This window comes from Mycobacterium angelicum (assembly GCF_002086155.1).
GTDB classification, from domain to species: domain Bacteria; phylum Actinomycetota; class Actinomycetes; order Mycobacteriales; family Mycobacteriaceae; genus Mycobacterium; species Mycobacterium angelicum.
On the sequence record NZ_MVHE01000101.1, the window covers coordinates 1 to 13,515 of the forward strand.

The window sequence follows — 13,515 nt, forward strand, 5'->3', positions numbered from 1 at the left end:
ATGCAGCCCGCGTAGCGGGGTGCTGAGGAGTCAGGCAATCCGGCCCAGCCTGACGACAATGCAGCCCGCGTAGCGGGGTGCTGAGGAGTCAGGCAATCCGGCCCAGCCTGACTGGGAAGCCGGACTGGGCGCGCGAGAGTGGCTGCGCGCTTTGAGCTTTGAAAAGCGGGGACGGGAAACCACACCAGCGGTCAGCGTGCGTCTTCGTCCTACTAGACGAAGCGTCCCATGCGTTGCTCGTCCTTACACCGCGATCAAGCTTCCCGAAGATGGAATCCAGTGAACTGAGGATCGACCTCCAGCAGTTAAATGTGATGGCCGGCCAATGGCGTGCCCTAGCAACGGAATTCATCGTCTTAGCACCGCCCGCGCCAGGACAGCCGTTTCAACCCACCACAGCAGCGACGGCTGGTGCACACACGGCGGTTGGCCTCTCCGCAGCAGCGTTTAAATCCCGGACACACGCGACGATCAATGCACTGGAGGAATCCGTCGCTGGGTACGTTCACAACGAATCGATTGCCGCGGCCAAGATGTCAGCCCAGCCGCGAAACCAGGTGTTGTAGTCGCTGCCAACCCTGTCGCAATTAAACGCATGGGACACCGAACATCTCATCGAGGCGGCCACTTATTGGAGCAAGACGGCCGATCATTGGGAAGACGTATTCCTCCGGATACGGAATCAATCCCACACCATTATCTGGGAAGGGGCCGGCGGTGATGGACTGCGACAGCGAGCGTGCGCCGATCTACAAATCGTCAGCGGCAAAGCCGACCAGTTGCGTCTGGCCACGCGCATCGCCCGCGACGGCGCCGGAACTATTGGTGCAGCGCAGCGCAGGGTCCTCTATGCCATCCAAGATGCCCACGCCGACGGCTTCAACGTTGAAGAGGACCTCTCGGTCACTGACGCCCGAACCAGCCGCACCGCCGCCGAACACGCATCTCGCCAAGCTCAAGCGCAAGCTTTCTCCAGCAGTATTCGACAGCGCGCAATACAACTCGTCGAGGTAGAAGACGAAGTAGCCGCCAAGATCACCTCTGCTACGGCCGGAATTGCTACCACAGACTTCCCAGAGACCCGGCACGATCACCAACCTCATGTCCAGGCAGTCGAGCAGCACACCTTCAAACAAGACCCGCCACCACGCCAGGTCCCCCAGGCAATCCGTTTACAGGCTGGACCGACGCGCAAATGGCGCAGGTCGCAACTGAATCGCCCACGGCCACGCCTGGAGCGAGCACAGGGGCGATTTTCCAAAGGGGTGGACAGAGCGCGACCTCGCACGATGGATTTACGACACGATCAAGGATCCGAATACGCGTATTGCCACCAGTATCGATTCTGGTGGCCTGATACTGCTGAGGGATGGCAAGGTCATATATATCGATCCGAATAACCCGGACTACGGAACTGCCTTCAAACCTGATCCGAGCCCCAGCAGTAAGTGGCGGACCCCGCTCGAATACTTTGAGCAGCAGACCAGGGCGCCCGAGCCACTTCCGGCTCCTACACCCGGACGGCTACCCCCGCTGACTCCAGGTGAAATGGCGTCCGGTCCAACCTGGCCTGGTGCATCGGCTCCGCGGCCCGTTCCCCCACCGGTTGAAACGGTGCCGGCGCCCAAGCCGAGGCCTGCGCCCACGGGTGGCGGAGGTCCGATGCTACCGGGCGGACCCGCTTCGCCCTTGGGGCCGCATTTCGTTCACCCGCCACACAGTATTCCCCACCATTTTCCGATTCTCGGAGAAGACGATCCGTGGGAAAGTGCCCGAGATTTTGAGTAGGCCGCCGCTACATGCAGCGTTCACCAGCTTCCAGCGCCGGTGTCAATCCGGACGTCTACGTCATGATTCGCTATTGCTGCCAGGTTACAAATCGGGCGTCACCAGAAGACCTGTTGCGAACCTCAACGGTCCGAGACCCGTCCGCGCGCTTCTTGCGCGGTCCACCGGCAAGGGCGTGCTAGCAGGTGATGTCACAATCCGGGAGGATATCGCCGCCCTTGTTGTTCGCGACGCACCTTTTCCCCCCACCGTTCGGTTGCCTCAATCTCTTCGGCGGTGTTAGCCCGTCCACCTTCGGGAAACAACAGCTTGGCACGGTCGTAGCCACCAATTTTGCGCTGCAAACCGCGCAACACGCCCACCGCCTCGGTGTCGCTGAACTTGGTAACGAGCGCGAAGTCCAGACCAGACCCGACTAAGCTACTGGCCCAAGTGATTTCGGTCAAGAACAGCACTCGTGCCCAGTCCAGGTCGGACAGGGGCTCACCGCCCCCGATCGCATGACTCAACCGACCGACCAGTTCGCGAAATTCGTCCCACGTTGGTAGGCCCAACACCTGAAACGGAAACGGTTTACCGGAAGCCGACCATCCCCACTGCTCCAGCGTCTGACGGATGAATTCGCGTTCGTCAAATGCTAGATCGACCGCAACCGACTCAGGAGAACTTGTCATCGAACCGATCCTACGACCGCCGTACCGGACGTTCCATCCGCCGCACCGCCACCACGGCCCCCAAGACGAACGACCCGACTTAGATGAATTCACCCCAGGGTGACGCCCTCGGCGTTGACCTCTTACCGTCACCGAAAGACGACGGTGTCAATACATTGCGGAAGCGTGGAGAACGATGAATCAATCCAGTGACGACCCTCGCGCTGAAACCCAGCCCCTCATGACCCCACAACAGCGGCTGCGCGCCGAGCTGCTAACCAGTGGGCTCGACGACTGGGTGCCGCTTGTCGAGGTCGAAACCGTCATCAACCGAGCCAGCCTCGCCGACACCCTCGCGGCTCAACAAGACCTGGCATTGCGAACGATCCGAACGCTGCTCGAAGACGGGCTTATGCAGATTGGGGATCTCCCTGGCCCAGGCGAGAACTTCGCAGGGTGGGGTATCTCTATCGACGCTGCAATGCAGCGTGTCTACGACCTGTTCATAGTCAATTACGACGATCGCGCACGATGGGACCTCACGATCTGGCTGGGACTAACTCCCGCCGGCGAACAGTTAGCACGCACCTTCGGGAATCAGCGGACGAACTGACCAGACCCGTACTACGCAACCGCGGGTCCTTTCGCCTCCGAAGTCACCTCGTCGATCACGGTGTGGATGAATCGCATCTTCTCCATTACCGCGGGCGGCAGCACGAACGGGTAGAGGTCGTCGTGGCCCATCGACCGGTTCACCATGTTCAGTGACCACGACAGCGGCAACCAGGTGTCGATGATCGTCTGAAAAGCGCTGGGGCCCAACGTAGGCCGGTCGAAGGTCGCCGACGCCGGCGCGAAGCCGCACCAGGCCGCGGTGTCCATGGTGTCGCGGATATGCAGGTAGTGGGCGAACGTCTCGGCCCAATCCTCGGCCGGATGCATGGTCGCATAGGAAGACACAAAGCTTTCCTGCCAACCCTTGGGTGCGCCCTGGCTGTAGTGCCGGTCCAGCGCCTCCTGGTAGTCGGCGTCCGGGTCGCCGAACAGCTCGTTGAACCGCGCCAGATACTCCGGCGACTGGATCAGCCGATAGAAGTAATAGTGCCCGACCTCGTGGCGGAAGTGCCCGAGCAGCGTGCGGTACGGCTCGTCCATCTCGACCCGCAGCTGCTCGCGGTGCACGTCGTCGCCCTCGGCCAAATCCAGTGTGATGACGCCATTTTCGTGCCCGGTCAGTACCTGCTCGTGCGCACTGGACAGCAACCGGAAGGCCAGCCCGTAATCGGGGTCCGCCTCGCGCCCGACTATCGGCAGCTTCAGCTCGTGCAGTTCGGCGACCAGCCGCCGCTTGGCCGCCTCGGCCCGGGCGAACTCGGCCAAACCGACGGTGTCGGCATCGTTGGGCCGCTCGATGGTCAACGCGCATGAGACGCACAGCCCGCCGGGATCGTCCACCGGAACCAGCCAATTGCATTCGGCCACATACAGATTGGCGCACAGCTGATAGTCGTCGGCAGGTACCGCGCCGGCATGTTCGGCTTCCTCGTCCTTGGCGATGACCAGCAGCGCCATCTGCTCGAGTGAAAAGCCGAGCTCGCTCCCGCAGGACAGGCACGCGGAGTTTTCGAACGCCAGACGCTGGCCACAGGTGGGGCAGTGAAAGTCACGCATTGAGCACATCGCCTTCGAAGGGCACGACGTCGACGGCGACGTCGATCACGCTGTTCTCTGAGTTGGTGTAGATGATGCCGCGCAGCGGCGGGACGTCCGCGTAGTCGCGGCCCCGGCCCACCACGATGTAGCGCTGGTCGACCATCTGGTCATTGGTGGGATCCAGCCCTAGCCATTCGAATTGGCCGGGCTGCTGCGGGGTCCACACTGCGGCCCAGGCATGGGTGGCGTCGATCCCGATCATGCGATCCTTCCCCGGCGGTGGGTCGGTGGCCAGATACCCCGATACGTAGCTGGCCGCCAGACCGTTGGCTCGCAGGCAGGCGATGGCCAGCCTCGCGAAGTCCTGGCATACCCCTTCCCGGGCCGCCAGAACCTCGTTGACACCGGTGGATACCGTCGTCGATCCCGAGCGGTAGGTGAAGTCGCGGAAAATCCGCCCCGCCAGATCCCGCAGCACCTCGACCAGCGGGCGTTCGGGAACGAAACTGGGCGCGGCGTACTCGCGCACTTCGTCGGTGATCTCCGGCGGACGCAGGTCCAGGGTGAAATCGACCGCGAGCGCTCCCTGCAGCCCGCTGGGCCGGGCGGTTTCCCACGGTGCGAGCGCCGGGCCGCTGGTGTACAGCCCGAGAGCCGGCGGGGACACGTCGACGATCGAGTCGCTGGTAACCGTCAGCGTCCGGTGCGGCTCGGTGACATGGAAATAGGAGCTGACATTGCCGTAGCCGTCGCGGGTGGTGGAGCTGTCGGCCGGACCGGGCTCGATGATCAGCCGGTGGGCGACACAGCGCTGCCGCAACGAATCCCGCGGCGTGAGAAAGCCGCGGCCGTAGGAGCTGGTCACCACGTCGGAGTAGCGGTATTCGGTGCGGTGGGTGACGCGATAGCGGTGCGTGTCCCCGACCCCCGGCTGAGCCTCAGGCTGGGCTGCACGCTGGGCTTCGGGCCGTGCGTCTGGCACGGGGTAAACGATCTCACACGCGTGGATCGGCGTACTGCTGCACTGGCTCGGTCACGAAATGGCCGCAGAAGCGCCATAGCCCAGTTACCCGGCGCACAATCGAATACGTGGCCACCTGGGACGACGTCGCGCACATCGTCGGTGGACTGCCGCTGACGGCCGAGCCCGCCCCGCACGACTGGCGGGTCGGTAAGAAGCTGATGGCCTGGGAGCGCCCGCTGCGCAAGTCCGACCGGGACGCCATGGCACAAGCCGGCACCGAACCGCCGGCCGGCGACATTCTCGGTGTCCGGGTGGCCGATGAAGGGATCAAATTCGCGCTGGTCGCCGACGAACCCGAGGTGTACTTCACCACGCCGCATTTCGACGGCTATCCGGCGGTGCTGGTCAAGCTGGCCGAGATCGGCGTCTCCGACCTGGAGGATCTGATCACCGAGGCCTGGCTGACGCAGGCGCCGAAGAAGCTGGTGCAGGAGTTTCTGGCCAATTCATAGCGAGCGGCGCGAGTGTTTGCGGGCGGGTAGCTCGATCACTCGCTGCAGGTCGTCGGCGCTGGCGCAGACGATGTCGGCCAGCACCATTTCGGCTCTGTCATGGGCATGTGACTCCAGTTCCGCGGCGCGGCGGCGCGCGGCCGCGGCGTGGGTCATCGCCGCCGCGGGGTCCTGGTCGGCGACGGCGGCTCCGGCCGCAAGCTCGGCCAGCGCGATTTGGACGGGCGCCGGAACCCGTCCGCCGTCGGGCCGCGTCACCGCACGCGCCAGATGCAACACGCAACTGACCAGCATGCCCAACCGCGCGGACTGCTGATCGACCTCGCGAATCGTCTCGCGCGTCACCCAGCGGCGCGGCGCGCGCCGGGCGACCAGATGCGCCGTCTGACGGGCCTCGATCAACGCGCCCAGCTGGTTGTGCAGCCGATCGAAAGCCGACAGCGGCCAGTCGGCGGGGGCGCGCGAGGGATCCTCCACGACCGTCGCCAGCTCGACGAGGGTGTCGTGCAGACCCGCCAGTACCGCTTCGCGCGCTCGGCACAGCAGCGCCACCGGGTCGGCCGGAAAAAGCAGCATGGCGAACAGCAGCGCCAGACCGCCGCCGATCAGCGCATCGAAAAGGCGCTCGGCAACCACACCGCCGGTCGGGGCGAACACCAGGACCAGCACCGACGACACCGCCGTCTGGTTGACGAACATCAATCCCTGCGCGATGAACCCACGCCCGATCAGCACCGAGAAGCCCAGCGCCACGAACACCGCCACCGCCATGGCGATCGCTCCCGCACCAAGGATCTCGTGTACCCCGGCACCGAGCACGATTCCCAGCGCGACCCCGATGATCATCTGCATGGCCCGCCGGCTGCGCAGCACGTTGGTCGCCGACATGCACACCACGGCGGAGATGGGCGCGAAGAACGGCTGGCGATGTTGCAACGCGTCGTGAGTCACGTACCAGGCGAGGGCGGCCGCAACCGATGTCTGGGTGATCGGCCAGAGCACGCTACGGAGGCGCTGGACGGCTTCCGGCAACAAAGCGGTCATCACGCTTGCTTACCGCATTTGCCGCACCGCTCGACTCACCGGGACGGTTCGATCACCTGTTGCAGGTCCTCGATGCAGGACAGAACCAGATCGACGAGCACCACCTGGCTTCTGGTCTCGGCCGCGTCGTGCAGCGCCGATACGTGCCGGCTGGCAGCGGTCGCGTGCACGGCCGCTGCGCGCGGATCCGCGTCGGCCAGAGCTACTCCGGCCGCGAGGTCGACGATCGTGTCATACAGGTCCGGCGGATTCCATTCCGCGAGCGCGGGCGTGATGGCGCGGGCCAGATGCAGTACACAGGCCGCGAGTAGGCCCAGTTGTGCGGCCTGATGATCGGCCCCGCGGACCAGGCCGCGCGCCGCCCACCGCCGCGGGGCCCGCTGCGACACCAGCCGGGCGGTGCTGCGCGCCTCGAGCAGCCGGCCCAGCTGATGGTGCAGTTGATCGAACGCCGGCAGTTGCCAGTCGGCATCGCGACCGTCGGGGTCGCTCATCGCGTCCACGACTTGCGTGAGGATGTCGTGCAAGGCCGCCAGTACCCCGGCCCGGGCCTTGCGCAGCACCACCACCGGGTTGGCCGGGAACAACAGCATGCTGAACAGCAATGCCATTCCGCCGCCGATCAGCACGTCGATGAGCCGTTCGTTGACCACCTTGCCGTGGTGGACGAACACCACACACAACACCGCGGCCGACGCGGTCTGGTTGAAGAACGTCACGCCCTGCGCAAAGAAGCCGCGCCCGATCAGCACCGCGATACACAGCGAGAACAGCACCGCCATCCCGATGGCGACGGCGTCTCTGCCCAGCAAAGCGGCCACCAGCTCGCCGAGCAGGATCCCGAGCGAAACACCGACAATCATCTGGCCGGCCCGACGTGCGCGCACCAAGTTGGTCGCCGACAGACACACCACCGCGGTCATCGGCGCGAAGAACGGCTGGGGCTCGCCGAGCAGGCGGTGGGCGATGTACCAAGCCAGACCGGCGGCCACCGAGGTTTGGGTGATCGGCCACAGCACGGCGCGCAGCCGGCGTACCGACGTGACGCTGGTGTTCGACGCTCTGGTAAGCAGCGAAGTGGTCATCACGCTTGCTTACCGCATTCGCAATACCCGGCGAAACCGCGCCGCTTCACCTATTTGGAACCTATTTGGGGCCTATTTAGGTTTGGCGTCCAGTCCGGCTTCCTTGCGCTGCTGGGCGGTGATGGGCGCGGGCGCGTCGGTCAACGGGTCGACGCCGCCGCCGGTCTTGGGGAAGGCGATCACGTCGCGAATCGAGTCGGCCCCGGCCAGCAGCGCGTTGGTGCGGTCCCAGCCGAATGCGATGCCACCATGTGGCGGTGCGCCAAAAGTGAACGCCTCCAACAGAAATCCGAACTTCTCTTCCGCCTCGGCCTTGTCCAGGCCCATCACCGCGAACACCCGCTCCTGGATGTCGCGGCGATGGATACGAATCGAGCCGCCGCCGATCTCGTGGCCGTTGCAGACGATGTCGTACGCGTCGGCCAGTACGGCGCCGGGATCGGATTCGATGCGGTCCTCCCACTCCGGCTTGGGCGCGGTGAAGGCGTGGTGCACCGCGGTCCACGCGCCCGAGCCCACCGCGACATCACCGGAGGCGGTCGCGTCGTCGGCGGGTTCGAACAGCGGCGGGTCGACCACCCAGACGAACGCCCATGCATTCGGATCGATCAGCCCGAGCCGGTTGGCGATCTCACCACGCGCCGCGCCCAGCAGAGCGCGCGACGACTTCACCGGTCCCGCCGAGAAGAAGATGCAGTCTCCCGGCTTGGCGCCGACGTGCGCGGCCAGACCGTCGCGTTCGGTATCGGTCAGGTTCTTGGCCACCGGGCCACCCAACTCGCCGTCCTCGCCGACGAGCACGTAGGCCAGGCCGCGGTGTCCGCGCTGTTTGGCCCACTCCTGCCAGCCGTCCAGGGTGCGACGCGGCTGTGAGGCCCCGCCGGGCATCACCACCGCGCCCACGTACGGCGCCTGGAAGACGCGAAAGCTGGTGTCTTTGAAGAACTCTGTGCACTCGACCAGTTCCAGCCCGAACCGCAGATCGGGTTTGTCGGAGCCGTAGCGGCGCATCGCCTCGGCGTAGCTGATCCGCGGGATCGGCATCGGGATCTCGTAGCCGATCAGCGCCCACAGCGCGGTGAGGATCTCCTCGGACACGGTGATGATGTCCTCGGTGTCGACGAAGCTGAGCTCCATGTCGAGCTGGGTGAATTCGGGTTGCCGGTCGGCGCGGAAATCCTCGTCGCGATAACAGCGAGCGATCTGGTAGTACCGCTCCATCCCGGCCACCATCAGCAACTGCTTGAACAACTGCGGGCTCTGCGGCAGCGCGTAGAACGAACCCGGGTGCAGCCGGGCCGGCACCAGGAAGTCGCGCGCGCCTTCCGGTGTCGAGCGGGTGATCGTCGGCGTCTCGATCTCCACGAACTCATGGCGGGACAGCACCGCCCGGGCTGCGGCATTCACCCTGGACCGCAACCGAATTGCCGCGCCGGGGCCGTCGCGGCGCAGGTCCAGATAGCGGTACTTGAGCCGCAGTTCCTCCCCCGCCGGCTCGTCCAGCTGAAACGGCAGCGGCGCACACTCGCCAAGGACCGTCAGCGAGCCGGCGTTGACCTCGATGTCGCCGGTGGCGATCTCGGGGTTGGCATTGCCCTCCGGGCGGATTTCGATGACGCCGGAGACCGCGATGCAGAACTCCGCGCGCAGCCGGTGTGCCTGTGCCAGCACGTCGGCCTCGCGGAACACCACCTGTGACACGCCGGAGGCGTCGCGCAGGTCGATGAAGATGACGCCGCCGTGGTCGCGCCGGCGGGCCACCCAGCCGGCCAATGTCACCTGCTGCCCGGCGTCGCTTGCCCTTAGCGAACCCGCGGCGTGGCTGCGCAGCACAAATACTCCCCTTCACCCGGTTGGAATGACTGCTCAGTCTAAAGGGCCGGTTCCGTTGCCCCACTGACCCGGTACTTTTGGTACATCTCAACGATTGCATTAGTCGGTCCGGGCGCCGTCGGTACCACGGTGGCCGCGCTGTTGCACGCCGCCGGGCATCCGGTGTTGCTGTGCGGCCACACGCCCCGGGACCTCATCGAGTTGCGGCCCGACGACGGCGACCCGATCGTGGTGCCCGGACCGGTGCATACCGATCCGGCCGAGGTCAGCGGTCCGGTCGAGGTGCTCCTGCTCGCGGTCAAGGCCACCCAGAACGACGCGGCGGCCGGCTGGCTGGCCCGGTTGTGCGACGAGCGCACGACGGTCCTCGTCCTGCAGAACGGTGTCGAGCAGGTCGAGCAGGTCCAGCCGCTGTGCCCGTCGTCGACCGTCATCCCGGGCAGCGTGTGGTTCTCGGCCGAAATCCAGCCCGCAGGCTGGGTACGGCTGCGCGGCGAGGTGGCGCTGGTGCTGCCGGCCGGGGCCGCCGCCGAGCGGCTCGCCGCGCTGCTGAACGGGGCCGGCTGCCGGGTTGACTGCGACCCCGACTTCACCACCGTCACCTGGCGCAAACTGCTGCTCAACGCGCTGGCCGGATTGATGGTCCTGTCCGGGCGACGGTCCGGGATGTTCCGCCGCGACGACATCGCCGAGCTGTCCCAGCGCTATCTCTGCGAATGCTTGGCGGTGGCGCGCGCCGAGGGTGCCCAATTGGGTGACGACATGGTCGAGGCGATGGTCGGTTCGTTTCGCGCGGTTCCCGAAGACGTGACCACCTCGATCCTGACCGACCGGGAGAATCACCGGCGGCTGGAATGGGACCTGCGCAATGGCGTGATTGTCCGCAAGGCCCGCCGGCACGGACTGGCCACCCCGATCAGCGACGTACTGGTGCCGCTGCTGGCAGCTGCCAGCGACGGCCCCGGATAGGTCGTTCGCCAGCGATAACTGCCGGTTATCGATCGCATAAGAAGTGCGATCGCCCGCGCACTCCCGACGCTTGCCCGTCTGCAAGACGGGTGCCACCCTTGAAGCTCGCTCGATGGAGCGATTGCCGTTCGGACTGATTGAAGATAGGTGTTTCACATGTCAGATCACAAGATTGGACTCAAGCCCGTCGGCGCTGGAATCGCCATCGCCAGCATCGGCGTCGCCGCCGCTGCGGTCCTCAGCCAGGGTGAGGGCAGCGATAACACGCATCGGATGTCACACGAAGTCTTGTTCCAGGAAGACGCCCATCCGATCCAGGCTGGGTGCTTCACGATTGCGGTCGATCGTCTTCCCGACTGAGGACGATAAGGGCAAGATCCAAGCGGTCCGCACTGAGCAGCGCCGCTAGGCTGGTTTTCGCCCGGTCAGCGGTCACAGTGGGGAGCACGCAATGACCTTCAACGAGGGTATGCAGATTGACACCAGCACCGCGTCGTCCTCCGGCGGCGGTAGTGGCGGGCGGCTAGCCATCGGCGGCGGCATTGGCGGGTTGCTGATCGTGGTCGTCGCGATGTTCCTCGGCGTCGACCCCGGCGGCATTCTGAGCCAGCAACCGGTCGATACCCATCAGGACGTGGCACCCGGTTTCGATCTGAACCAGTGCAAGACCGGAGCCGACGCCAACAAGTTCGTGCAGTGCCGGGTGGTGGCCACCGGCAACTCGGTCGACGCGGTTTGGAAGCAACTGCTGCCCAACCGCTACACCCGCCCGCATCTGCGACTGTTCAGTGGCCAGGTGAGCACCGGATGCGGACCGGCCAGCAGCGAAGTCGGGCCCTTCTACTGCCCGGTGGATAAGACGGCGTACTTCGACACCGACTTCTTCCAGGTGCTGGTCACCCAATTCGGTTCCAGCGGTGGACCTTTCGCCGAGGAGTATGTGGTGGCCCACGAGTACGGCCATCACGTGCAGAACCTGCTGGGCGTGCTCGGCAAGGCCCAGCAGGGTGCGCAGGGGGCCGGCGGCAACGGCGTGCGCACCGAGCTGCAGGCCGACTGTTACGCCGGGATCTGGGCACACTACGCCTCGACGGTCAAACAGGAGAGCACCGGCGTCCCATACCTACAGCCGTTGAGCGACAAGGACATTCAAGACGCGCTGTCGGCGGCGGCGTCGGTGGGTGACGATCGCATCCAGCAGCAGGTGACCGGCCGCACCAACCCCGAATCGTGGACGCACGGTTCGGCCGCGCAACGGCAGAAGTGGTTCACCGTCGGGTACCAGACCGGCGACCCGAACAAGTGCAACACCTTCAGCGCAACCGATTTGGGCTAACGGCGCTAAGCGCTCAATAGCGCCCGCAACTGTGCGCGTCCCCGCTCCTCCAGCGGTAGCAGTGGCGGACGCGGATCGCCGGCCGGGAAGCCCAGCAGATCCAGACCGGCCTTGACCGTGGTCGCCAAGCCTCCCGCGACGATGAACTCCAGCAACGGCTTGAGGTCGTCGTAGAGAATCTGCGCCTTCTCCAGATCACCCGAGCGCACCGCCTCATACAGATCGATGCACGGCTGTGGCCGCAAATTCGGTGCGGCCGTGCACCATCCGGATGCGCCGGCCTTGAGCGCGTCGAGCACCAGCGGGTTGCTGCCGTTGTAGAACGGCAGTTGACCGCCACTGAGCTCGGTGATGCGCCGCATCCGGGACAGATCGCCGGTGGATTCCTTGACCATGGTGACGTTGTCGATCGTTTCGAACATCGAGACCAGCAGCTCGGGGCTCATGTCCACGCCGCTGGTGGCCGGGTTGTTGTAGGCCATGATCGGGATTGCGATCGCGTCGCTGATGCTGCGGTAGTGCGCGACGATCTCGCGTTCGGTGAGCTTCCAATAGGACACCGGCAGAATCATCACCGCGGTGGCCCCGGCCTGCTGTGCGTACCGAGCGCGACGAATTGTCTTGGCGGTGGTCACATCTGAGACACCGACCACCACGGGCAGCCGCCCGGCGACAGTGGCGATGGTGGTGTCCACCACGGTGTCGAACTCGGACTCGTCGAGGTAGGCCAGCTCTCCGGTGCTGCCCAGCGGGGCGATCGCATGCACGCCAGAGCGAACCAGCCTTTCGACGAGTGCGGCCAAGCGTTCGGTGTCGATCCCGCTGTCCGTGAACGGGGTGATCGGGTAGGCGATAATGCCGTGAATGTCGGGCACAGACGGGCTCCTTTAGTTAGTCAACGCGTCGGGATGGTTTGCCAGGGCGCGACGGGCGTAGTAGGCGAAGTTCGCGCGGCTGCGGGCCGGAGTCAGAGTCCAGTCGTGGGCCTCGCGCGCCAGCTCCTCCGGGAGCTCCTGGACGGTGCCGGCGGCCATGGCGGCCAGCTGCAGCTTGGCCGCCCGCTCGATGAGCACCGCCAACGAGCACGCCTCCTCGATGCCGGCACCGGCCACCACCTGGCCGTGATGGGCCAGCAGGATCGCCTTCTTGTCGCCCAGCGCGGCGCTGATGATCTCGCCTTCCTCGTTGCCGACGGGCACCCCGGGCCAGTTGGCCAGGAACGCGCAGTCGTCGTAGAGCGGTGTGGTGTCCATGTGCGACACGATCAACGGAACTTCCAGCATCGACAGCGCGGCCACGTGAAACGGGTGGGTGTGCACGATGCATTGGACATCGGGTCGCGCGCGATAGATCCAGCTGTGAAACCGGTTGGCCGGGTTAGCCATTCCGTCACCGGCGAGGACGCTGAGATCCTCGTCGACCAGCAGCAGGTTGTCCTCGGTGATCTCGTCGAACCCGAGACCGAGCCGCTGGGTGTAGTAGGTACCGGGCTCTTCGGCGCGCGCGGTGATCTGTCCGGCCAGGCCGGAGTCGTGCCCGCGGTCGAACAGGGCACGGCAGGTCAGGGCCAGCTTCTGCCGGGTGGTCAACTGCGATTCTGCGACGTCTGCCGACAGCCGCTCCTGGGCTCGGCGCATCAGTTCGGATTTCGGATCCGTGAAAGTGGTCCCCATATGAC

The 13,515-nt window shown here is 65.5% G+C and carries 14 protein-coding genes and 1 pseudogene; 7 read left to right on the forward strand and 8 right to left on the reverse strand.

Translation table 11 applies throughout. The features are described from left to right. Window positions 1–269: 269 nt before the first annotated feature. A complete protein-coding gene (locus tag BST12_RS27205) occupies window positions 270–566 on the forward strand; it encodes a hypothetical protein (RefSeq protein ID WP_083116303.1) in 297 nt (98 codons plus the stop codon). 3 nt (window positions 567–569) lie between these two features. Further along, window positions 570–1,026 (forward strand): annotated as a pseudogene (locus BST12_RS34670) (hypothetical protein); the annotation flags it as partial. Between the two features lie 953 nt (window positions 1,027–1,979). Here BST12_RS34670 and BST12_RS27215 read toward each other — a convergent pair. After that, window positions 1,980–2,462: a hypothetical protein gene (locus BST12_RS27215; RefSeq protein WP_083116304.1), complete on the reverse strand. Its 483-nt coding sequence runs from the start codon at window positions 2,460–2,462 to the stop codon at window positions 1,980–1,982. 220 nt (window positions 2,463–2,682) lie between these two features. Here BST12_RS27215 and BST12_RS27220 point away from each other — a divergent pair, with 220 nt between their 5' ends. Further along, complete coding sequence (locus tag BST12_RS27220; protein WP_139801981.1) at window positions 2,683–3,054, forward strand: hypothetical protein; 372 nt, start codon at window positions 2,683–2,685, stop codon at window positions 3,052–3,054. Between the two features lie 11 nt (window positions 3,055–3,065). Here BST12_RS27220 and BST12_RS27225 read toward each other — a convergent pair whose 3' ends face one another. Together BST12_RS27225 and BST12_RS27230 are read right to left on the reverse strand one after the other, a co-directional pair. Then, window positions 3,066–4,112: a zinc-binding metallopeptidase family protein gene (locus BST12_RS27225; protein ID WP_083116306.1), complete on the reverse strand. Its 1,047-nt coding sequence runs from the start codon at window positions 4,110–4,112 to the stop codon at window positions 3,066–3,068. Further along, a complete protein-coding gene (locus BST12_RS27230; protein ID WP_083116307.1) occupies window positions 4,105–5,076 on the reverse strand; it encodes a transglutaminase family protein in 972 nt (323 codons plus the stop codon). The genes BST12_RS27225 and BST12_RS27230 overlap by 8 nt, the downstream gene beginning before the upstream one ends. Window positions 5,077–5,183: 107 nt before the next feature. Here BST12_RS27230 and BST12_RS27235 point away from each other — a divergent pair, with 107 nt between their 5' ends. Next, window positions 5,184–5,570: an MmcQ/YjbR family DNA-binding protein gene (locus BST12_RS27235; protein ID WP_083116308.1), complete on the forward strand. Its 387-nt coding sequence runs from the start codon at window positions 5,184–5,186 to the stop codon at window positions 5,568–5,570. Here BST12_RS27235 and BST12_RS27240 read toward each other — a convergent pair. From BST12_RS27240 to aspS, 3 genes are all read right to left on the reverse strand, one after another. Then, window positions 5,565–6,614, reverse strand: a complete 1,050-nt coding sequence (locus tag BST12_RS27240; protein ID WP_083116309.1) for an FUSC family protein — start codon at window positions 6,612–6,614, stop codon at window positions 5,565–5,567. The two genes, BST12_RS27235 and BST12_RS27240, sit on opposite strands and share 6 nt — an antisense overlap. Window positions 6,615–6,649: 35 nt before the next feature. Then, a complete protein-coding gene (locus tag BST12_RS27245; protein ID WP_083116310.1) occupies window positions 6,650–7,699 on the reverse strand; it encodes an FUSC family protein in 1,050 nt (349 codons plus the stop codon). Between the two features lie 72 nt (window positions 7,700–7,771). Continuing rightward, on the reverse strand, window positions 7,772–9,532 hold the full coding sequence (gene aspS, locus BST12_RS27250) for an aspartate--tRNA ligase (RefSeq protein WP_083116311.1): 1,761 nt from the start codon (window positions 9,530–9,532) through the stop codon (window positions 7,772–7,774). Between the two features lie 84 nt (window positions 9,533–9,616). Here aspS and BST12_RS27255 point away from each other — a divergent pair, with 84 nt between their 5' ends. From BST12_RS27255 to ypfJ, 3 genes are all read left to right on the forward strand, one after another. Then, window positions 9,617–10,501, forward strand: coding sequence for an oxidoreductase (locus tag BST12_RS27255; RefSeq protein ID WP_083116312.1), 885 nt, complete (start codon window positions 9,617–9,619; stop codon window positions 10,499–10,501). 156 nt (window positions 10,502–10,657) lie between these two features. After that, window positions 10,658–10,861 (forward strand): hypothetical protein, encoded by a 204-nt coding sequence (locus BST12_RS27260; protein WP_083116313.1) that lies wholly within the window; start codon window positions 10,658–10,660, stop codon window positions 10,859–10,861. Window positions 10,862–10,952: 91 nt separating this feature from the next. Beyond that, a complete protein-coding gene (gene ypfJ, locus BST12_RS27265) occupies window positions 10,953–11,837 on the forward strand; it encodes a KPN_02809 family neutral zinc metallopeptidase (RefSeq protein ID WP_083116314.1) in 885 nt (294 codons plus the stop codon). A gap of 5 nt (window positions 11,838–11,842) precedes the next feature. Here ypfJ and BST12_RS27270 read toward each other — a convergent pair whose 3' ends face one another. Then, window positions 11,843–12,712, reverse strand: a complete 870-nt coding sequence (locus BST12_RS27270; protein WP_083116315.1) for a dihydrodipicolinate synthase family protein — start codon at window positions 12,710–12,712, stop codon at window positions 11,843–11,845. A gap of 12 nt (window positions 12,713–12,724) precedes the next feature. Then, a complete protein-coding gene (locus BST12_RS27275; protein WP_083116316.1) occupies window positions 12,725–13,510 on the reverse strand; it encodes an aldolase in 786 nt (261 codons plus the stop codon). Window positions 13,511–13,515: the final 5 nt, after the last annotated feature.